The sequence below is a fragment of the Thioalkalivibrio thiocyanoxidans ARh2 genome (assembly GCF_000385215.1).
GTDB classification, from domain to species: Bacteria; Pseudomonadota; Gammaproteobacteria; order Ectothiorhodospirales; family Ectothiorhodospiraceae; genus Thioalkalivibrio; species Thioalkalivibrio thiocyanoxidans.
In genome coordinates this window covers 95,867-115,842 of sequence record NZ_ARQK01000061.1, presented here as the reverse complement: position 1 = coordinate 115,842, position 19,976 = coordinate 95,867, and the positions used below count along the sequence as shown (strand labels likewise).

Sequence of the window (19,976 nt, the reverse complement as noted above, 5' to 3'; positions counted from 1 at the left end):
AGGACCTCGTCAGGCCGGCAGTGCGGCCTTGGCCTTTTCCGCGATCTTGCCGAAGGCGGTCAGGTCGTGCACGGCCAGATCGGCCAGGCTCTTGCGGTCGATCTCGATCTCGGCCTTCTTCAGACCCGCCATCAGGCGGCTGTAGGAGAGATCGAACTGACGGGCCGCCGCATTGATACGGACGATCCACAGCGACCGGAACTGGCGCTTCTTCTGGCGACGGTCACGGTAGGCATACTGGCCGGCCTTGATGACGGCCTGATTCGCAACGCGGAAGACGTTCTTCCGGGCGCCATAGTAGCCCTTGGCCTGTTTGAGGACCTTCTTGTGACGGGCGTGAGCGGTTACACCGCGCTTGACTCGTGGCATGTCTTTCTTCCTCGGTCAGATCAACGGTACGGCAGCATTTTGCGCACGGCGGCGACATCCGCCTCGTGCACCATGGCCGGACTGCGCAGTTGACGCTTACGCTTGGTGGATTTCTTGGTCAGGATGTGGCTGCGGTGCGACTGGAACCGCTTGTACTTCCCGGACCCGGTACGGGTGAAGCGCTTGGCCGCACCCCGATTGGTCTTGATCTTCGGCATTACGTTCTCCGGCATTTTGGGCCGTACCCGATTCGGGCCGGCCGTTTGTGAAAAGGCGATACGGGTATGCGGAGACCCGACCGCCCTTGTTGTCTGACCGGCCTACTTCTTCTTGCCGGTCAGCACCATGATCATCTGGCGTCCTTCCATCTTCGGTCGCTGCTCGACGACCGCGATATCGGACATGTCCTGCTCAATCTTGTCGAGCAGTTCGCCGCCCAGCTCCTGGTGGCGCATCTCGCGCCCGCGGAAGCGGATCGTGACCTTGCCCTTGTCGCCGGCCTCGATGAAGCGGCGCAGGTTGCGAAGCTTGACGTTGTAGTCGCCCTCGTCCGTACCCGGACGAAACTTCACTTCCTTGATCTGGATCTGCTTCTGCTTCTTCTTGGCTTCCTGCGCCTTCTTTGCCTGCTCGAACTTGAACTTGCCGTAGTCCATGATCCGGCACACAGGCGGATCGGCATTCGGCGAGATTTCGACCAGATCGAGTCCGGATTCCTGGGCCAGTTCCAGGGCCTCGGGGGTTCCGAAAATGCCCCGGTTCTCGCCTTCGGCGTCGATCAACCGAATCTTGGGTACGTTGATCTGATCGTTCAGGCGGACGGTCTTGGCTGCGCTAATAGCCTTTTCTCCAATTCAAGTCAGTGTTGCCGGTTCGCGACTTCTTCCCGAAGCCGCGTGGCGAAATCCTCCAGGCTCATCGAGCCGAGGTCTTCGCCGCTGCGCGTACGGACCGCGACCTGGCCGTTTTCCATCTCGCGGTCGCCCAGCACCAGCAGGTACGGCACGCGCTTGAGCGTGTGCTCGCGAATCTTAAAGCCGATCTTCTCGTTTCTCAAGTCCGCCTCGACGCGGAAACCCTTGTCGCGCAGCGCTTTGGTCACCTCTTCGGCGTAGGCATCCTGACGCTCGGTGATGGTCAGCACCTCGGCCTGCACGGGGGCCAGCCAGGTCGGGAAGTGCCCGGCGTAGTGCTCGATCAGCACGCCGAAGAAGCGCTCCACCGAGCCGAGCAGCGCGCGGTGGATCATGATCGGGCGCCGGCGTTCGTTGTCCTCGGCCACGTATTCCATGTCGAAGCGCTCGGGCAGATTGAAGTCCAGCTGCACCGTGGAGCACTGCCATTCGCGGCCGATCGCGTCGTGGATTTTGATGTCGATCTTCGGCCCGTAGAAGGCGCCGCCGCCCTCGTCCACCGAATACTCCAGCCCCTTCTTCTCGATCGCCGAGCGCAGCGAGGCGGTCGCGTGCTCCCAGATCGCATCGGAACCGACCGCGTCCTCGGGCTTGGTCGAGAGGTTCACGTCGAACTTCTCGAACCCGAAGGTCTGCAGCACCTCGAGCGTCAGGTCGATGACCGCCATCACCTCGGCCTCGATCTGGTCCTCGCGGCAGAAGATGTGGGCGTCGTCCTGGGTAAAGCCGCGCACACGCATCAGCCCGTGCAGCGCGCCGGACATCTCGCGACGGTACACCGTGCCCATCTCCGCCCAGCGCAGCGGCAGATCGCGGTAGGAATGCAGCCGGTCCTTGTACATCAGCACGTGGAACGGGCAGTTCATCGGCTTGAGCTGGAAGGCCTGGTGCTCGTCCTCCATCGGCTCGTACATGGACTCGGCGTAGAAGTCCGCGTGGCCGGAGGTCTTCCACAGCTCCAGGTTCGCGATGTGCGGCGACACGACGAAGTCGTAACCCGCCTTCTCGTGCATGTCGTACCAGTACTTTTCGATCTCGCGGCGGATGCGCGCGCCCTTCGGGTGCCAGAACACCAGGCCGCCACCGGCCTCGTCCTGGATCGAGAACAGGTCCAGCTCCTGGCCGATCTTGCGGTGGTCGCGGCGCTCGGCCTCCTTCAGGCGTTCCAGGTATTCCTTCAGCTGGTCCTTGTTCGGCCAGGCGGTGCCATAGATGCGCTGCAGCATCTCGTTGTCGGAATCGCCACGCCAGTAGGCACCGGCCACCTTGGTCAGCTTGAAGGCCTTCAGCTTGCCGGTGGACGGGATATGCGGGCCGCGGCAGAGATCGACGAAGTCGCCCTGCTTGTACAGCGAGATGTTCTCGCCCTGGGGGATGGACGCGATGATCTCGGCCTTGTACGCCTCGCCCATGTCGCGGAAGTACTTCACCGCCTCGTCGCGGTCCATCAGCGAGCGCTCCACCGGCAGGTCCTGCTTGGCCAGCTCCTTCATGCGCTTCTCGATCTTCTCCAGATCCTCCGGCGTGAAGCCGCGGTCATAGGCAAAGTCGTAGTAGAAGCCGTTCTCGATGGTCGGGCCGATGGTGACCTGCGCGTCGGGAAAGAGCTGCTTGACCGCCTGCGCCATCAGGTGCGCGGTCGAATGCCGGATGATCTCCACCCCCTCCGGGTCGCGGTCGGTCACGATCGCGAGTTCGGCGTCGTCGTCGATCTCGTGGCGGGCATCCACCAGCTGGCCATTCACCTTGCCGGCCAGGGTCGCCTTGGCGAGGCCTGGACCAATGTCCTTGGCGACATCCAGCACGGTGACCGGGTGATCAAACTCGCGGCGGCTGCCGTCGGGGAGGGTTACTGCGGGCATTGCGAGGCTCCTTCGCCGACCCATACGCGGGGTCGAACGTCGCGTATCAGAAATTGAGGATTGCCGGAACGACAACGGCGCGAAGCGTATCACACGCCCCGCGCCGTCGGCAGGTTTCCCGGCCTGCAGCCGGGATTCCCGGATAGCCCCTTACATGTTCTCTTCGATGAACAGATAGGTCCGGTTCACGTTGGGGCGGTGCCAGTCGTCGTAATGGCGCAGGTGCTTGAACTCTTCAAGGTCCGCGAGCCGCTCCACTACCTCGTCCAGCGACTCCCAGTCCTCGATCCCGGCCTTCACCTCGCGCACCAGCAGCGTGAGGTAGTCGCCGGTATCCTGGCGCGCCTCGGCCATGTCGGTGGCCCGCCCATGGCCTGGCACCACGATCTCGGGATCGATCGATTCCAGATGCCGGAAGGCCTCCAGCTTCTCCACCGGGTTGCTGAACGGATGGATCCCCAGCATGCGCTCGGTGTAGACGATGTCGCCGGTGAACACAACATCCTCGCCTGGCAGGTGGACCATGATATCGCCCGGGAAATGGGCGTCCCCGGCATAGATCAACTCGAAGTCGACCCCGCCCACCGTCAAGGTGTATTCGTCGGCATCAATGGGATCGGATGCCGGCACCGGCTCGGTACCTTCCATCGCCTCTTCGCCGACTGCATTCGCCAGCGAGGCGATCTGACTCTCGCCTCGCTCGGCCTGGGTGCTGGCAGTGCGCTTGAGCGCAACCAGCTCCGCACCCTGCTCCTGGAAGAAGCCATTGCCCAGCCAGCGATGATCCTGCGAACCCACCGAGATCACATGCGTGATCGGCTGATCCGTGACCTCGGCGATGGCCTCGGCCATGCGTTCGGCGACCTTGTAGCTCGGCCCCGAGTCGATCAGGACCACGCCCTCGTCGGTCACGACAAAGCCCGTGTTGTTGGTGAAACCAAGATTCTCCGGCGTGCGGTTCTCCAGCGAGCCGTAGAAATACCAGACGCGATCCGTCAGCTGGATCGGCTCCAGCACCTTCTCGATGGGCCGGTCGCGCGGCTCGTCGTTTTCGTCCCCGGCCTGTGCAATCAGGGCCAGGCCCATCAGCACAACGGCCAGCACTGGCAAGGCGGCCCAGCGCCCCTTCAATTGCCTGTCCATTCAACCATCCTCAATCAACAGTTATCGACTTGTCGGCTGTAAAGCCTGCGCATGCGTCGCGGGTACTTTGGCCTTCGAACGTCCGTTCGGACCGTTATTGACTGGACCCAGTATATCCGTTGGCCCACATAATTTAGACAGGGCTCACATCAACCCCGTCGCTGCTCGTCCCCCGCCGAACCACGCAGCGCGCGCACGACCCACCGCGCCGCCAGCGGGAACAGACCCACGGCCGCCAGTGAGGCAATCAGGCCGGGCGAGAAAATCCCTTCGGGCCCATCCAGACGGCTGATCTGCGTACCGGCATTGGCAAAGACGATCGTGGCCGGGAGCATCCCCAGTTGCGAGACCCAGTAATAGGTCCACGTCCGGATGCGCATCAGCCCCATGCCCGCGTTGATCACAAAGAAGGGGAAAGCGGGCGTCAGGCGCAACGCAAACAGGTAATAGGCCCCCTCGCGCTCGAAACCACGATTGATGGGTTCCAGCCGGTCCGCGAATCGGCGCTGCAGGGGCTCGCGCGCGATCGTGCGCGCCAGAAGAAACGTCAGCGTCGCGCCCAGCGTGGAGGCAAAGGACGACAGCACGCTGCCCCAGAACACGCCGAAGATGGCCCCGCCCGCCAGCGTCATGACGACGATACCGGGCAGCGACAGCGCCGCCACGATTACATACACGCAGAAGAACACCACCGCCGCCAACAGCGGCCGCGCCTCACGGTGGCCCTCCAGATCCCCCTGGGCCGCCTGCAGACGCTCGAACTCCAGGAAGCGGCCGAGGTCGAGGGCGAAGAACACGATCAATGCGACCACCGCAAGGATCGCCACCACCCAGTACGTTCGATTCACCTGCCCTCTCCCGATGCGCATTCGTCAAAACGGTGGACCCGGACGCTGCCCGCGTGCGTACATGGGCCGTATGAATACACAGCCACATCCGTACGATGCTCTCAAACCCACCGTAATTCTTGACGCGGTGGAAACCACCGGCCTGCGCTGCGATGGCCGCCTGCTCGCGCTGAACAGCTACGAAAACCGGGTGTATCAGATTGGCATTGAGGATGCGACGCCGGTAATCGCCAAGTTCTACCGACCCGGGCGCTGGAGCGACCAGGCGATCCTCGAGGAACATGCGTTCAGCCAGGAACTGGCCGCGCGGGAGGTCCCCGTGGTCGCGCCACTGGTCGGAGACGACGGGGCGACCCTGCACCATCACCAGGGCTTTCGCTTCGCGGTATATCCCCGCTGCGGCGGGCGCACACCGGACCTGGAGCAGTCCGATACGCTCCAGCGCATCGGACGGTTCATTGCGCGGATTCACGAGGTGGGCCGTAGCGCGCCGTTCCACGAACGCGTCACGCTGGAACCCGGGACACTGGGGGAACAGGCACGGCAGGACGTGCTCGCCTCCGGCTACCTGCCCCCCGAGCTGCAGTCAGTCTATCGCGACCTCAGCGCAGACCTGATCCAGCGTATGCAGCGAAATACCGAGGCCGTGGGCCCCATCCCGCAGTTGCGGCTGCATGGCGACACCCACCCGGGCAACATCCTGTGGACCGAGGACGGTCCCCACTTCGTCGACCTCGACGACGCCTGCAACGGACCCGCGATGCAGGATCTGTGGATGTTCCTCTCCGGAGAGCCGCCCGAGATGGCGGCGCAGCTGCAGAACCTGCTGGAGGGCTACGAGACGTTCATGCGCTTCGACCGCCGCGAACTGGGCCTGATCAGCACCCTTCGCACCCTGCGGATCCTGCGCCACGCCGCCTGGCTGGCCCGCCGGGCCGACGATCCCGCGTTCATCGACGGATTCCCCGTGTTCTACACCCCGCGCTACTGGGAGGAACACATCCTGACCCTGCGGGAACAGGCCGCCGCGCTGGACGAGCCCGCTCTGGCGCTTGTCCATCCGGAGGCACCGTACTAGGAAACACTAATCAAGCGGTCGAGCCCCTGCGATCGCCCCCAGGTCCCGATAGTGTTCCAGCAGTTGCTGCCCGCTATCCAGCAACTCGGGACCGGGCGCGAGGCCGAAATCCTCCGCTACCAGACGAAGCTGCTGGTCACCCGCTGCCGGCTCCTCGCAGACCCGCCACAGCAGCCGTGCTCCGAGCGGGTTCAGCTCGGCAAAGCGTACGCGCTCGTCCTCGCCACGATAGGCCAACAGGTAGGTGGGCACATCACCCGGCTGCTGGGGGCAGTGGTCCGGCCCTATCCGATGCACCGGGAACTCGTAAGCCAGCAGTCGCGCGGAGGACGAAAACACCGGGACCCCCGTGAGCAGATCGCCCTGCGGATCCACGTCGCCCGAGGGCTGCGCATCGCTGTAGACGAGCTCCGTTTCGACCCGTTCGTAGTGCGCCAGCTCGGCCAGAAACGGCCAGTCGTCGGGTTGCGGCACACGCTCCTCGGCCAGGTACTGCACGAACTCCCCCGCGAGCTGCGGGAAATAGGGCGTATGACAGCCATGGTCGCGATAGAAATCGCGCACCAGCGCTGCCCATGCCTCCTCCCCGAGGATGCGCCGGATCACCGGGAACCCGCGCCCGAGCAGATTGCGGACGTTATTAATGAACAGGCGCCGGTAGATCGCCAGTCGGCGGTCCTCGATACCCTCCGGAGGCGGGTGGCGCTCCGGGTCGCGCAGGTGCCGGGCGAGGTGCTCCTGCAGCTCCTGGAAATCGGGCTCAGCCATGGGCCTGCAGGGATGCGCGCTTCCCGGCCGCGTTGACCTGAAGTGCGCGGATGCGGTCCGTTTCCTCCAGCAAGACCTCCAGCGCCGGAAAGTTGAAGTCCCGCTCCAGCAGGGTCGGCACCGGGCCAATCCGTTCGTAGGTCGCCTCCAGCAGGTCCCATACGTCTCCGCAGACCGGCTGGCCGTGGGTATCCACGCGCAGGTCCGGTGCCTCTTCTTCGTGGCCGGCAATGTGGATGTAGCGCACCCGCTCCAGCGGCAGACCGTCGAGAAACCCGACCGGGTCATAGCCGTGGTTGATGCTGTTCACGTAGATGTTGTTCACATCCAGCAACAGGTCGCAGTCAGCCTCGCTCAGTACCGCCCGAATAAATTCCAGTTCGCTCATGCGGGCCCCCACCGGGGTGTAATAGGAGACGTTCTCCAGTGCCATGCGCCGGCCGATCGCCTCCTGTACCTGCAGGACCCGACGGGCCACATGCCGCACGGCCTCCTCCGTGAACGGGATCGGCATCAGGTCGTAGAGATGCCCCTTTTCGTCCCCGCAGGCCGAAAGGTGTTCGGTGTAATCCTCGATGTCGTGCGTATCAAGGAAGCGGCGCAGATCGGACAGAAACGCCGTATCCAGGGGGCGTGGTCCCCCAATGTCCAGGGAAAGGCCGTGACAGACGAACGGGTGCGCCTCGGTGTACTCGCGGAAGGTGCGACCCAGCCGCCCGCCCAGATGCATCCAGTTCTCCGGCGCGACCTCGAAAAACCCGAGCCGCTCCAGCGACTCGGGTGCCGCGGCCAGCGGCTCGAGTAGTGCCCGCCGCAGGCCGAGCCCGGCCCCGCGTACGCGGGCCGGGCGTACGGGCTGGATGGCTTCAACCGCCACAGGTCCCCTCGCCGCAGGCGCCTTCGGAGTCCTTTTCTTCTCCGTCACCGTTGGCGCCGCAGGAACCCTCGGAGTCCTTGTCCTGGTCATCTCCTTCGCCACTGGCGCCGCAGGTGGCTTCCCCGCAACTGCCCTGTGCCAGCATGTGGGGAGCTGAAGATCCCTGCTGATAGCCGTGGTTCAGATCCACCGCAGCAAAGGCCGGGCTGGAACCCATGGCCAGGCCGATCGCGGCGGTACCCACCGCGCCGGCCAGCGTCTTTTTCGAGAACAGTTCTTGTTTCATGATGCAACTCCTTCGTCGCTTGACGTTATGGGCAAAATGCCCGTCCTGCCAATGGCTACTGTATACGTAGCCTCATTGGCTATCCCCTGTCCATCATCCTCCTGCGGATGTAGAAATCGATGCTCAGGTAGCGACCGGCGCCCCAGAAGAAGATCACCAGCAGCATGATGAAGTATGTCGCGGCCATCTCGATTCCGCTGTTCACGATCGCGAAGCTCCCGTGCTCGGTCAGCCAGTCCCAGTTGCCGTGCTCCCGCAGGATGGAACGCGCGCGGCTCAGCCGTTCCTGGGCCGCTTCCACTCCCGAGCAGTTGAACAGGCACATCATCGGGTCGGAGATGCGCTGCCATCCGTTCTCCAGATGGGCCGTGACCGCCGCGACGATCATCGTGATCATCAGGGGAATGGAGAACCAGCGCGCGGCAATACCCAGCAGCAGGGCGATCGCACCCAGGACCTCGGCATAGGCGGCCAGCAGCACCATCAGGTACGGAAACGGCATCCCCAGCCCCCAGTCCGGGTTGCCAAACCACATCACCACGCTTTCCTTCGGCAGGAAGCCGTCGAGCTTGTTGGTGCCGGCCATCCAGAACACCGGCGCGAGATACAGGCGAATCAGCAGCGGCGCCAGAAAATCCGCCCCGCGCGTCATGTCCAGCCACCGCTGGAATCGGATGCCCGCCCGCAACGCCATAGCGTTCATCGCCTCGTCCTCGATTCTTCCGTTGAACGGACTTAAAGCCTAGCCAGCCCTTCGGACAATCGTGAGAACCGTCGCGCCGGCTTTTATGTCCGATCGTCCGGGGCGGAGCCAAGACGCCTGCGATGCCGTACATTGATCTGTGTTTCCTCGACAGGAGCGAACCCCTCATGGACATGAGCCGGATCATGCCGCGCGAGGACACGCTGTCGTCCGTCCTCTCGGCCTACAACCTGCGCGCACGGATCGACACCAACCCCCGTCTGTGCGGCCAGTGGCAGCTCAGCACCACCGGTTCCGGGCATGCGAGCTTTCACCTGATCAGCGAAGGGGGCTGTTACCTGCACATGGAGGACTGCGAGCCACTGTGGCTGGATGCAGGCGACATGCTGCTCCTGCCCCACGACGACTGGCACCTGCTGGCGAGCGAGCCTTCATTCGAGGACCGGGACAATCACCTGAATCTGCTGGACCCGTCCGAGCCCGAACCCGGCTCGACACAGCTGTTATGCGGTCACTTCGAATTCGATTCCGGGCGCCGGAATCCGATCCTGGCGGCCCTGCCCGACCGCGTGATCGTGCGCCACGCCGAGAGCGGCGAGCGGCTGGCGCGGCTGGCCGATCTGATGCGCCTGGAACTGTCAGAGCAGTCCGCCGGCTATCGGCCGGTACTCGATCGTCTGGCGGATACCCTGTTCGTAATGACGGTGCGCCACTACGTCTGCCATTACCAGGAGCATCCAGAGCAGTGTCTGATCGCGGCCCTCGCGGACGACCGTATCCGCCGTGCCCTCGACGCGCTGCATGCACGACCCGAGGAAGCCTGGACGGTCGAGGGCCTGGCGCAGGAGGCCGCGATGTCGCGAACGAGTTTCGCCGCCCGTTTCACCGAACTGGTCGGGCAGGCCCCCATCGACTACCTGACCCAGTGGCGCATGGTCCTGGCCGAACGGCTGCTGCGCGATCCGAGGGCATCGGTGGCCAGCGTGATGGAACAGGTCGGCTATGGCTCGGAGCCGGCCTTTCGCAAGGCCTTCAAGCGCGTCCACGGGTACGGCCCCGGGCGTATCCGGCGCCTGTTCTCGCGCCTGACTCGCTCGCACTGAAACACCGCGGTACCGGGCTTTCAGCGACCTGCAGGCGCCTCCCAGTGCTCGTCCTGCATCACGTCATCCAGTGGCGTGGAGGCCAGGTGGTTGGTGTAGTTCGAGAGGGTCTTCAGCGCGACCGCGAGGATCACATCCAGGATCGCCGCCTCGTCGAACCCCGCCCGGCGAAACGCCTCGAGTTCGGCATCGGGGACCGCGCCCCGATGCTCGAGTACCGCCACCACGAACCGGCGCAGGGCCTCGAGCCGCTGGTCGGGCACAGGTTGATCCTCCCGCAGCGCGTCGACGACTGCATCGGGCAGACCCGTCATCCGTCCCGTCATGGAGTGCGCGGCCATGCAGTAATGGCATTCGTGGAACCGACTGATCGTGAGTAGCGCAACGCTCTGTTCCTCGGAAGACAGGCTGCTCTGGCCCAGTCGCTCGGTCAGGTCCAGGTAGGCCGCGGCCGCCGCCGGGCTACTGGCCATCACGCGAATCAGATTCGGCACCAGCCCCAGCACCTTCCCGGATCGCTCGAAGGCCTCCGGCGCGCTGTCGGTCGCTCTCAGGGGAAATTCCATCGTCATATACCTCCAGGGAACCACTGATCAGTGGTTCCCTCGCTCTTCGTCGTGGACCGGTCTGACCGGCAGCAGGGCTTCCAGTGCCGGCAGCAGATGCAGGACCGTATCCGCGTCCTGCCGCGCCTTGGCCAGCAGCAGCACGCCCTCGACCTGCGCCAGCCACTGTTCCGACAGACGGGCACTATCCGACGCCTGCGGGAGTTCACCGCGCTGCGCGGCGGTCTCGATCGCTCGCTGGAAATGGCCGCGCAGGGCCTCCAGGTGCGCGGCCACGGCCTCTCGAACCGCCGAATTCCAGTTCGCCAGCTCCAGCGCCAGGTTCCCGAACGGGCAGCCGGGGAGCTCCCCGACCTCCCCCTGGGCGCGGATCTCGAACTGATACAGGCGATCGACAAACCGCCCGAGGCGGTCGCGCAGAGGCAGGTCGCATTCCAGCGACGGCCGCAGTACCTCGCGTTCGAGCTCGCGATAAAGCGTCTCGAGCATCTCCAGCACCAGGGCATCCTTGCCGGGAAAAAAGTGATAAAGACTCCCCTTCTTCACGCCGGCGTGCGCACAGATCTCGGCCACGCCGACGGCGCCGTAGCTGCGGCCAAGGACCAGCGAGCGTGCAGCGGCGATCAGGGCATCGCGTGTCCGGCTTCGGTTGAGTGCATCGGCCATGCATTGAATGGTAGTTGACCGGTCGGTAAATTGGAAAGCATCGGATACCTAGCGAGGCCACCATGTCCATCCCGGTTATCAACGCGCAGGCGGTCACGATTCCGGTTCGCTACGAGGACAGCTGGCAGGATGGCTTCGGCGCCCGCGGCTGGAAGCTGGACGTCCCCGGACGGGGAGCTGACGTGATTGCCGCGACCCCCTATTGCGGGGATCGCATTCCGACCTCGGTGTTTGTCCATGACGTCGTGGACCACCTACTGTGCGGCTTCAGTCTGTCCGGTTACGTCGACGAAGCCGCAGCCCTGATCCAGCTCTCCCTGCGAACCCACTCCAACCCTGTCCCGGACTTCCAGCAGATGGTCGACGAAGATCTGATCCCGGGGCTTGGCCAGCACGATGACTGGGTCGAGCTGCTGCCGGCCTCGCTAAACGCCTCACCCGAGGGTTCCGTGGAATCCAGGGACTCCCGCCTCCTCCTGAAAGGGCTTCGCGAAAGCCTGGGTGACGGGGCCCTGCGCGCCCTGCTGACAGCCGGGTTCGTCCGCGAAGGCTGGAAACGCACAGATGATGCCCGGGACCACTGGGAGGGGCTTGGCCTGCGTTATCCGGACCGCGGCGCGACCGCCCTGGCACTGCAGGAGCTATTCGAGTGGATGGACGCCACGGTGCGCGAGCAACAGTGGATGCACGCGACTGGACAATTCCTGATCCATCGCGAGCACGTGACCTTCCGGTTTTCCCGGCCTGAGGACGCAGGGCATCAGTCGGTAAATGTCACTTCCGGTCGTTGAGGCCAAACCACCAAACCGCAGACACACGACCAGACCTTACGCCTGCAGGTCAAAGTGCGATCCGAGATTCTCGTTGGAGTTGGACTGCACCGAGCCGTCGGGCATGAAGGTCTGGCCCATGTCCGCTTTGTCGTCCGGGTCGGCGTCTATCTGGGGGGCATCGTCGGCCTGCGGGGCCCCGTTGACCTGGCCGCCGGCCAGCGGCATCGCCGTGGCCTGTGTCGGCGGGGTCGCGTTCACGCCCTGGGGCGAGAATGCCGCCTCGTGTGCCGAGGGGGCCTGTGTGGTGGACACCGGCTGGGCGACATGCGGTGAGGTCGAGACGCCCGCGCCCTGCCCGTTGAGCTGACCATTCGCCTGCGCTTGCGTGGCGGCCTGTGCCTGCTGGGCCTGAGCTTGCTGGGCGGGCTGTGCGTGGGCCGCCTGTCCGGCCTGTGCCGCCTGGTTGCCAGCCTGCCCGGCGTTGTTCGGGTTTTGCGCCGAATGGGTCGGTCGCGCCAGGGCCGCCTGGTTCATTCCGATGCCATCGATCATGGGATGCTCCCGGTTTGCATTGCACCCGGCACCAAAGCAGCAACTATGCCAGAACACCCGACCCGGGCGCGAAGCGCGCCATGAGGCATTTCTCGGTCACCTGCCCTGTGCGGCTACAGGATCCGGGTGGCAAACGCGATCCGCCCGCCAGCAAGCGCGTTCCGGTCAGCCTGGGGCTATTCGCAACCGATGTCCTCGTGCCAGAGGTCCGGGTGGCGTTCAATAAAGGCGGCCATCAGCTCCCGGCAGGCGGCGTCCTGCAGCACATCGACCTGCACGCCGTGCGAGCGCAACCAGTCCTCCTCTCCCGTGAAGCTGGAGTTCTCGCCGATCACCACGCGCGGGATGCCGTACAGCACGATCGCCCCGCTGCACATCGCGCAGGGCGACAGCGTCGTGTAAAGCGTGCACTCGCGGTAGACGCTTGCAGGCAGGCGTCCGGCGTTTTCCAGGGCGGCCATCTCGGCATGCAGTATGGCGCTGCCGTTTTGCACTCGGCGGTTGTGCCCGCGCCCGACGATGCGTCCGGCGTGTTCGATCACGGAGCCGATCGGGATGCCACCCTCATCCCAGCCAGTTCGCGCCTCGTCCAGTGCGGCTTCCAGAAACGGATTCATGACATTCGTCCAGGGTTGCTCCCAGTGCATTGTGTACACTGAACGATGTCGGTTCCACACCGGCGCCACCCAACCCCCTCCCCGTTATCCCTGCAAGGGGTTCTATACAAGAGGACTACCATGCGCCGCCGCGTCATCGGCATCCCCGTCGGTATCCTGCTGGGCATCGCCCTCGCCTTTGTGCTGGCGAATGTCGCCCTGTTCAACCTGCTGCCGAAACCCGACCGGGTGAAGGTCCCGGTGGCCATCGACTACGGCACCTCGGACAGTGCGTTTCGCCGCGGAATGGGGCTCACGCTGCAGCAGCCGATTGTCTCCGGCAACAGGCTGGAGCTGCTGCGCGACGGCGAGGCCATCTATGACGCCAAGATCGAGGCGATCGAGAACGCCGAACACACGGTTACATTCGAGGTATACGAATTCTGGGGCTATCAGGCCGCCCGCTTCGCGGAGGCCTTTGCCCGCGCCGCCGAGCGTGGGGTGAAGGTGCACTTGGTGATCGATTACATCGGCTCCGTGGCGGCCGCCCAGGAGAAGTTCGACCGCATGACCGATGCCGGCGCGGAGGTCGTGCGCTGGCGCAAACCCTCCTGGTACGAGATGTCGCGGTTCAACCACCGCACCCACCGAAAGATCCTGGTCGTGGACGGCCACACGGGATTCATTGGCGGCGCCAACGTAGCGGATTCCTGGGTACCCGACGAGGACCACGAGCCCTACCGCGACAACCATTTCCGCGTCACCGGTCCCGTGGTGGGCAACCTGCAGGCGGCCTTTATGGAGACCTGGCTGGATGCCATGGGCGAACTGCTGCTGGGCGACGCCTATTACCCGGAACTCGAAGAAGAAGGTGATCTGGATGCACAGGTCGTCAACAGCGCCCCGCGCGAGGGACGCCATCGGATCCGCAAGATGTTCCTGCATGCCCTGGCCGCGGCCGAGGAGCAGGTCACCATTGCAACAGCGTATTTCTATCCCGACCCGGACTTCCTCGACGCCATGACCGAAGCCGCCGAACGCGGTGTCCGGATCCGCGTGCTGATGCCGGGCGACACCATGACCTTCGGCTTCGTGCGCCATGCCTCGGTCAATCGCTGGCGACCGATACTGGAAGCGGGGGTGGAACTGTACGAATACCACCCGCGGATGTATCACTCGAAATTGATAAGCGTCGACGACCGCTGGGCCAGCATTGGCTCCGCCAACATGCACAATCGGTCGTTCCGCCTGAACGACGAAACCAACCTGAACATCTATGACGAAGACTTTGCCCGCTCGATCCGGGAACTGATCGAGGAAGACAAGGCAGAGGCCGAGCGCATGACAATCGAGGCCTGGGAAGATCGCCCGTGGAAATACCGCATCTACGGCTGGATCGCGCGCATCCTTGGGCCCTATATGTAGGACACGCCCTACCGGCCTCGGCCGCCTCAGTCCGCGGCGGGCCAGGCGACTCCCTCGGCATTGCGCTCCACCACCAGAATGTGGCCCGTGCCGGCACCGCAACCGGACAGCCCCATGGTCTTCGCAGGCTGGCTGCCAGCCCGCAGTTGGTTCACGGTTCTGATTCCCGCGATCAAGAAACGCACACCGGCAGCTGCCGTCACACTCATCCCGCCCGCCGTGGCAACGACCCAGCCTGTCCAGGCGCTTGATTCCGGTCACATCACCCAGGCTTCGCGGCTGCGCCATGCACAGCCGTCTTCACCGCCTGGCTAGTCGGAATGACAGAGGCCGTCGCTGCAGCGCGACCGCCAGCGTCGACGCGCGAACCCCTCATAGACCCGGTCCATCAGGCGCACTACGGGCGGCACTCGCCTCAGGCCCCGCCCCAGCACGCGGTAGTACGGCAAATGCTGCCAGACGACGACGAATGCCCAGGCCCCGGTGTGGATCTGCCCTTGGGTATCGACGACGTGCATCCGCCGCATTGCCGCCCCCCAGTCAATGCGCCACGACCTCAATGGCGCCGCGTCGGCATGGATGTCCTGCCAGTCCACATGTCCGACCTTGTCCAGCCGCTGGTAGTGGCCGATCTCGCGCCGGCAAAGCGGACAGCCGCCATCGAAAAAGACGATGGGGCGACGCCCGGGAACCGGATGGTCAGGCATGGCCCACCGGGCCCACGTACTGATGCTCGGCCTCCGACAGCGAGCCCAGTGCACGTTCGACCACATCGCGCGCGAGATCGCGCGTCATCTCCGGGTGCGCCGGGATCATGTCGGTGCGCACGGCGAGCGCCATTGCCAGTGCCTGCAGGACGTCGCCATTGCAGGTGTCGCCCAGCACCCCGATTTCGTGATCCAGGGTATCGACCAGCCGATCCAGCAGCTGCTGGACACGCACGGCCGAACCGGTCTCGGGATGCAAACGAAACTCGAAGGATACGGCCTCGCCACTGGGGGTGGTATACCGATAGGGCATCACGTCCATGGGTCTCTCCTTCTGATTCGTGTGGGTTGGATGGCATCGCCAGACAGAACGCCGGCTTGAAAGATTGGGCCACGTACGACATCAACAGTTCAATCAATAACGAGATTCCTCGTAGGTCAACGTTGGGCCGTCATCAACATTAAACCACACCGTCGAGATACTCGACCGAGCCGCAAGTCGCGGTATTCTTGGCCCCGATGAACACGGTCCTCCACTTGCATCCAGGGTGGCACTGATGGCCCGCCGACGGCGCGGGCCGATCGCCCGCCTGCTACGCGCGCTGGCCTGGCTGCTGGCCGGGACGCTTGCGCTCGTCGTCACGTTCGCGCTGGGATTGATCCTCCTGTTTGCCAAGGTCAATCCGCCCTACGGCATGGCCATGGTCGTCGCGACGGACTGGCAGACCGCCTCGCGCCTGCGGCCGGACTGGCAGCGCCTGGATGACCTGCCGCGCCACCTGATGCTGGCGGTAATCGCGGCGGAAGACCAGCATTTCCCCGTGCATCGCGGCTTCGACTGGGGATCGATGCGCCAGGCGGTGGACGCTCACGTGCTGCATGGCCAGCGCCTGCGCGGCGCCAGCACCATCAGCCAGCAAACCGCCAAGAACCTGTTCCTCTGGCACAAGCGCTCCTGGTTCCGCAAGACGCTGGAGGCCGGGCTCACGGCGGGAATGGAGACTATCTGGCCCAAGCGCCGCATCCTCGAGGTGTACCTGAACCTGGCGGAATGGGGTCCCGGCATCTACGGGATCGAGCATGCAGCGCAGCATTATTTCGGTGTACCCGCGCGCGAGCTGAACCGGCAGCAGGCCGCACGCCTGGCCGCAATCCTGCCCAGTCCAGGCAACTACGATCCGGTGAACCCGGGTCCGCACCTTACCCAGCGCATTGCCTGGATCGAACGCCAGATGAACCAGCTGGGCATCGCCTGGCTGGATCCCATGCTGCTGGAATAAGCGCAGCGCGCTGAACTGGCGTGCACATCCATCAGTCATTCCCTAGACTGGCACCCTCCGCCGTCGCATGGATGCGCGTCTTCCGCATCAATCCTCGCGACCCGCGAACCCCGTCCAAGCCCGAGGTCCGCCCGTGTCCCCAAGTCACCTTCTCCGTCTTCCCTTTCTCCTGCTCGTCCTGGTGTCGCTGCTGGTCCCGTTGGGCACGGTTCAAGCCCAGGACACCGGCGAGCGCGAACTGCACGACGCTCTGATCGAGGCACTGGAAAACGAAGAAGCCCGCGAGCGGCTACTTGAAACGTTGCGTGCCGAGCGCGCGGAGGACGACGAGGCGGCAGCAGACGAAGAGGCCATCGACACCGACGAACCCATGTCGCTCCCGCGCCAGATCGCCCAGGTCACACAGTCCCTGGCCGAAGGCACGGTGCAGGAGATTCGGGCCCTCAACGAGATCGCCACGGACATCGGGGAGACGCTGCGCACGATCGACCCGGTGGTGTTTGGCACGGGTGTACTGGATCTGGCGATCCTGATCGCTTTCACAATCGCCATATTCCTGATCTTGCGCCGCTTGGGCAGCCCGATGTTTGCCGCGCTGGATCGCTGGGTGATCAACTCGCCTGAGCAGTATCACCTGCTGCGCGCACTCCCCGCCGTCCTCCTGGCCGCACTGGTCGACTTCCTGATCGTGCTCCTGGCCTGGGTGGCGGGTTACGGGCTCGCGCTGTTTGTGCTCGGAGAGTCCGGAGAGATGCTCACGCGGCACTCGCTGTTCCTGAACGCCTTCCTGCTGATCGAGGTCACCAAGGCGGCCCTGCGCCTGATTTTTGCCACGCGCTATCAGGGCCTGCGGCTGCTGCCGATGGCCGGCGACGAGGCCGCCTACTGGAATGCCTGGCTCGCGCGCCTGGTGACCTACATCGGCTACGGCCTGCTTCTGCTGGTGCCGATCACCAACATCCACATCTCCAGCGAGGCGGGCCGTTCGCTGGGCCTGCTGGTCATGCTGACCGCCTTCCTCTATGCGGCGGTGATCATCCTGCAGAACCGTCAGCGCGTGCATGACCGCCTGATCCTGGTCGCCAACCGCGCCGGGTTCGCATTCACGCGAATGACACTGACCTTCGTGGCGAACGCCTGGCACTGGATCGCGCTGATCTACTTCCTGACGCTGGCAGTCGTCAGCATGACCCGTCCGGAAGATGCCCTGCCCTTCATGGCCAAGGCCACCGGCCAGACCATCCTGGCCGCCTTTATCGGGGTATTCGTGGCCAACGTGCTCACCCAGGTCATCGGACGCGAGATCCGGGTGCCGGACGAGACCCGCCTCAAGTTCCCGATGCTCGAGGCACGCCTGAACTCCTATATCCCCAAGGCGCTCAAGACCATGCGCCTGGTGATCCTGCTCATCGTGCTGGCGGTGATCGCGGATGCCTGGGGCGCATTCAATCTGGGTGCCTGGATAGCGTCGGACGCGGGCATGTACGTCCTGGGTACCACGATCTCGGTCGCCCTGATCCTGCTTGCCGCCCTGGCCATCTGGCTGGTGTTTGCCAGCTGGATCGAGCACCGGCTGAACCCGAATACCGGCGAGGGCGAACCCGGCGCGCGCGAGAAGACCCTTCTGTCCCTGTTCCGCAATGCCGTCGCGGTGGTGCTGGCCGTGATGACCACCATGATCGTGCTGGCGGAGATCGGCGTGAACATCGGCCCGCTGCTGGCGGGTGCCGGTGTCCTGGGCCTGGCGGTGGGCTTCGGCGCGCAGAAACTGGTGCAGGACATCATCACCGGGGTATTCATCCAGCTGGAGAAAGCCATCAACACCGGGGATGTGGTCACGGTCGCCGGAACGACTGGGGTGGTCGAGAAGCTCACGATCCGCTCCATGGGCCTGCGCGACCTGTCGGGCACCTATCACCTGATCCCGTTCTCCTCGGTGGATGCCGTTTCCAACTACATGCGTGACTACGCCTACCACGTGGGCGAATACGGCGTGGCCTATCGCGAGGATATCGACGAGGTCATCGTGCGCCTGCGCGAAGCCTTCGAGGAACTGAAGGAAGACCCGGACCAGGGCCCGAACATCCTCGACGAGATGGAGGTGCACGGAGTCACCGCGCTGGCGGACAGCTCGGTCAACGTGCGCATTCGCATCAAGACCCTGCCGGGCACGCAGTTCGGTCTGGGGCGTGCGTTCAACCGCCTGGTGAAGAAGCACTTCGATGCGGCCGGCATCGAGATCCCGTTCCCGCACCAGACCATCTACTTCGGTCAGGAGAAGGACGGCACGGCCCCGCCCGCGCATCTGCGCCTCACCCAGGAAACGGGCGAGGACACCGAGGACAGTCGCGACTACTCGAAGGACCGGCGGGCCCGCCCCAACCCGAAGCACAAGGGCGATTACGACGAGGCCGAGGACTGAACGAGAAAAAGCCGGTGTACGGATTGACGCGGGTGACTTCCCCCGAGGTGGAAGTCGCGCCATGATGAAGGCATGCGACTGCTGATTCTGCTCGCACCGCTCGTGCTGCTCCTGGCCTGGGCCCCGAGCTGGTGGGTACGCCATACAATGAAGAAGTACAGCCAGCCGGAGGACCGCTACAACGGCACCGGGGCGGAACTGGCGCGCGACCTGCTGGATCGCCATGGCCTGCACCACGTACGCGTCGAATCCACCCGTGATGGCGACCACTACGATCCGTTCGATCGGGCGGTGCGGCTGTCGGAGGGCAACCACGACGGTCGGTCGCTCACCGCGATCACGGTAGCGGCGCACGAGGTCGGGCACGCGGTCCAGCACGCCCAGGACTACCCGCCCCTGCGGATGCGCAGCAACCTCGTATGTCTGTCGCGCTACGGACAGCAGATCGGGGCCTGGCTGCTGGTCGCGATCCCCGTGATCACGCTGATCGCCCGGCACCCGGCGCCGGGCATCCTGTTCTTCCTGGCCGGGATTCTGTCGATGGGGCTGGCCGCGCTGGTGCACTTCGTCACCCTGCCCACCGAATTCGACGCGAGCTTTCGCCGGGCCCTGCCGATGCTGCGCCGGGGCAATTACCTGCACCCGCCGGACTATCCCCATGCCCAGCGGATCCTGAAGGCCGCGGCCTATACCTATCTCGCCCAGTCCCTGATGAGCCTGCTGAACATCGCGTCCTGGTTCCGCTTCCTGCGCCGTTAGGGAAACACGGATTCATGTGTGCACTCGCGTTGGTACCCCAGGTTTCCCGAGACAAGGCGCGGTGCGCAGCCGGTAATGGTTCTGCCGGCAAGGGCCGCAACGCAGGATCGGGGAGCATGGGATTTCAACCCCACAAACCATTGAAGGCAGAAAGTCGGCCGCCCGTGGTTGACGAAAACGGGGGCGCGCACGGCGTTGTGGTTCCCTTGTGCAGAATGACCGCATGGCGATCACCACGCCTTGTTCGCACGCAAGCGCGACACAACAGTAAGCGTGCAT

The 19,976-nt window shown here is 64.6% G+C and carries 24 protein-coding genes; 7 read left to right on the top strand and 17 right to left on the bottom strand.

Features of this window, described 5'->3' with window-relative positions:
* Window positions 1–9 precede the first annotated feature (9 nt).
* The 6 genes from rplT to G372_RS0113045 all read right to left on the bottom strand — a co-directional run bounded on the left by rplT (window position 10) and on the right by G372_RS0113045 (window position 5,118).
* Window positions 10–369, bottom strand: coding sequence for a 50S ribosomal protein L20 (rplT, locus tag G372_RS0113070; protein ID WP_017925358.1), 360 nt, complete (start codon window positions 367–369; stop codon window positions 10–12).
* 20 nt (window positions 370–389) lie between these two features.
* The gene (gene rpmI / locus G372_RS0113065; protein WP_018864130.1) at window positions 390–587 is read right to left on the bottom strand and encodes a 50S ribosomal protein L35; all 198 of its coding nucleotides are present in this window, start codon (window positions 585–587) and stop codon (window positions 390–392) included.
* Window positions 588–689: 102 nt separating this feature from the next.
* On the bottom strand, window positions 690–1,184 hold the full coding sequence (gene infC, locus G372_RS0113060) for a translation initiation factor IF-3 (RefSeq protein WP_425274060.1): 495 nt from the start codon (window positions 1,182–1,184) through the stop codon (window positions 690–692).
* 44 nt (window positions 1,185–1,228) lie between these two features.
* Window positions 1,229–3,145: a threonine--tRNA ligase gene (gene thrS, locus G372_RS0113055; protein WP_019623471.1), complete on the bottom strand. Its 1,917-nt coding sequence runs from the start codon at window positions 3,143–3,145 to the stop codon at window positions 1,229–1,231.
* A gap of 150 nt (window positions 3,146–3,295) precedes the next feature.
* The gene (locus G372_RS0113050; protein WP_019623472.1) at window positions 3,296–4,288 is read right to left on the bottom strand and encodes an MBL fold metallo-hydrolase; all 993 of its coding nucleotides are present in this window, start codon (window positions 4,286–4,288) and stop codon (window positions 3,296–3,298) included.
* A gap of 149 nt (window positions 4,289–4,437) precedes the next feature.
* Window positions 4,438–5,118: a TVP38/TMEM64 family protein gene (locus G372_RS0113045; protein WP_019623473.1), complete on the bottom strand. Its 681-nt coding sequence runs from the start codon at window positions 5,116–5,118 to the stop codon at window positions 4,438–4,440.
* A gap of 88 nt (window positions 5,119–5,206) precedes the next feature.
* On the opposite strand from G372_RS0113045, the gene G372_RS0113040 reads away from it, so the two are divergent.
* Window positions 5,207–6,214 carry a serine/threonine protein kinase gene (locus tag G372_RS0113040; RefSeq protein WP_026278987.1) on the top strand — a complete coding sequence of 336 codons (1,008 nt, stop codon included), beginning with the start codon at window positions 5,207–5,209 and terminating at the stop codon, window positions 6,212–6,214.
* 6 nt (window positions 6,215–6,220) lie between these two features.
* On the opposite strand, the gene G372_RS0113035 is transcribed toward G372_RS0113040, so the two are convergent.
* From G372_RS0113035 to G372_RS0113020, 4 genes are all read right to left on the bottom strand, one after another.
* Entirely contained in the window at window positions 6,221–6,982 is a 762-nt protein-coding gene (locus tag G372_RS0113035) for an HvfC family RiPP maturation protein (protein WP_019623474.1), read from the bottom strand.
* Complete coding sequence (locus G372_RS0113030; protein WP_019623475.1) at window positions 6,975–7,859, bottom strand: HvfB family MNIO-type RiPP peptide maturase; 885 nt, start codon at window positions 7,857–7,859, stop codon at window positions 6,975–6,977. Before G372_RS0113030 ends, G372_RS0113035 begins: the two co-directional genes overlap by 8 nt.
* Window positions 7,849–8,145 carry a hypothetical protein gene (locus G372_RS0113025; RefSeq protein WP_019623476.1) on the bottom strand — a complete coding sequence of 99 codons (297 nt, stop codon included), beginning with the start codon at window positions 8,143–8,145 and terminating at the stop codon, window positions 7,849–7,851. Before G372_RS0113025 ends, G372_RS0113030 begins: the two co-directional genes overlap by 11 nt.
* A gap of 79 nt (window positions 8,146–8,224) precedes the next feature.
* Window positions 8,225–8,839 carry an HvfX family Cu-binding RiPP maturation protein gene (locus G372_RS0113020; RefSeq protein ID WP_018864139.1) on the bottom strand — a complete coding sequence of 205 codons (615 nt, stop codon included), beginning with the start codon at window positions 8,837–8,839 and terminating at the stop codon, window positions 8,225–8,227.
* Between the two features lie 176 nt (window positions 8,840–9,015).
* Between G372_RS0113020 and G372_RS0113015 the strand changes: the two genes are divergently transcribed.
* On the top strand, window positions 9,016–9,951 hold the full coding sequence (locus G372_RS0113015; RefSeq protein ID WP_018864140.1) for an AraC family transcriptional regulator: 936 nt from the start codon (window positions 9,016–9,018) through the stop codon (window positions 9,949–9,951).
* Window positions 9,952–9,971: 20 nt separating this feature from the next.
* Here the strand turns inward: G372_RS0113015 and G372_RS0113010 are convergent, their stop codons facing one another.
* On the bottom strand, window positions 9,972–10,523 hold the full coding sequence (locus tag G372_RS0113010; protein WP_019623477.1) for a carboxymuconolactone decarboxylase family protein: 552 nt from the start codon (window positions 10,521–10,523) through the stop codon (window positions 9,972–9,974).
* A 21-nt stretch (window positions 10,524–10,544) separates the two neighbouring features.
* Window positions 10,545–11,183, bottom strand: a complete 639-nt coding sequence (locus G372_RS0113005; protein WP_019623478.1) for a TetR/AcrR family transcriptional regulator — start codon at window positions 11,181–11,183, stop codon at window positions 10,545–10,547.
* Window positions 11,184–11,245: 62 nt separating this feature from the next.
* Between G372_RS0113005 and G372_RS0113000 the strand changes: the two genes are divergently transcribed.
* Window positions 11,246–11,974: a hypothetical protein gene (locus G372_RS0113000; protein WP_019623479.1), complete on the top strand. Its 729-nt coding sequence runs from the start codon at window positions 11,246–11,248 to the stop codon at window positions 11,972–11,974.
* A 36-nt stretch (window positions 11,975–12,010) separates the two neighbouring features.
* Here G372_RS0113000 and G372_RS0112995 read toward each other — a convergent pair whose 3' ends face one another.
* Window positions 12,011–12,508 (bottom strand): hypothetical protein, encoded by a 498-nt coding sequence (locus G372_RS0112995; protein ID WP_019623480.1) that lies wholly within the window; start codon window positions 12,506–12,508, stop codon window positions 12,011–12,013.
* A gap of 176 nt (window positions 12,509–12,684) precedes the next feature.
* Window positions 12,685–13,125, bottom strand: coding sequence for a nucleoside deaminase (locus G372_RS0112990; RefSeq protein WP_019623481.1), 441 nt, complete (start codon window positions 13,123–13,125; stop codon window positions 12,685–12,687).
* 120 nt (window positions 13,126–13,245) lie between these two features.
* Here G372_RS0112990 and G372_RS0112985 point away from each other — a divergent pair, with 120 nt between their 5' ends.
* Complete coding sequence (locus G372_RS0112985; protein WP_019623482.1) at window positions 13,246–14,529, top strand: phospholipase D-like domain-containing protein; 1,284 nt, start codon at window positions 13,246–13,248, stop codon at window positions 14,527–14,529.
* 26 nt (window positions 14,530–14,555) lie between these two features.
* Here G372_RS0112985 and G372_RS14530 read toward each other — a convergent pair whose 3' ends face one another.
* The 3 genes from G372_RS14530 to G372_RS0112970 all read right to left on the bottom strand — a co-directional run bounded on the left by G372_RS14530 (window position 14,556) and on the right by G372_RS0112970 (window position 15,558).
* Window positions 14,556–14,684: a hypothetical protein gene (locus G372_RS14530; RefSeq protein ID WP_018864147.1), complete on the bottom strand. Its 129-nt coding sequence runs from the start codon at window positions 14,682–14,684 to the stop codon at window positions 14,556–14,558.
* Between the two features lie 156 nt (window positions 14,685–14,840).
* Window positions 14,841–15,236 (bottom strand): thiol-disulfide oxidoreductase DCC family protein, encoded by a 396-nt coding sequence (locus G372_RS0112975; RefSeq protein WP_018864148.1) that lies wholly within the window; start codon window positions 15,234–15,236, stop codon window positions 14,841–14,843.
* Window positions 15,229–15,558, bottom strand: a complete 330-nt coding sequence (locus G372_RS0112970; RefSeq protein ID WP_018864149.1) for a hypothetical protein — start codon at window positions 15,556–15,558, stop codon at window positions 15,229–15,231. Before G372_RS0112970 ends, G372_RS0112975 begins: the two co-directional genes overlap by 8 nt.
* Window positions 15,559–15,793: 235 nt before the next feature.
* Between G372_RS0112970 and mtgA the strand changes: the two genes are divergently transcribed.
* From mtgA to G372_RS0112955, 3 genes are all read left to right on the top strand, one after another.
* Window positions 15,794–16,516: a monofunctional biosynthetic peptidoglycan transglycosylase gene (gene mtgA, locus G372_RS0112965; RefSeq protein ID WP_018864150.1), complete on the top strand. Its 723-nt coding sequence runs from the start codon at window positions 15,794–15,796 to the stop codon at window positions 16,514–16,516.
* 133 nt (window positions 16,517–16,649) lie between these two features.
* On the top strand, window positions 16,650–18,938 hold the full coding sequence (locus tag G372_RS0112960) for a mechanosensitive ion channel domain-containing protein (RefSeq protein ID WP_026340308.1): 2,289 nt from the start codon (window positions 16,650–16,652) through the stop codon (window positions 18,936–18,938).
* A 72-nt stretch (window positions 18,939–19,010) separates the two neighbouring features.
* On the top strand, window positions 19,011–19,697 hold the full coding sequence (locus G372_RS0112955; protein WP_018864152.1) for a zinc metallopeptidase: 687 nt from the start codon (window positions 19,011–19,013) through the stop codon (window positions 19,695–19,697).
* The last annotated feature ends 279 nt before the right edge of the window (window positions 19,698–19,976 follow it).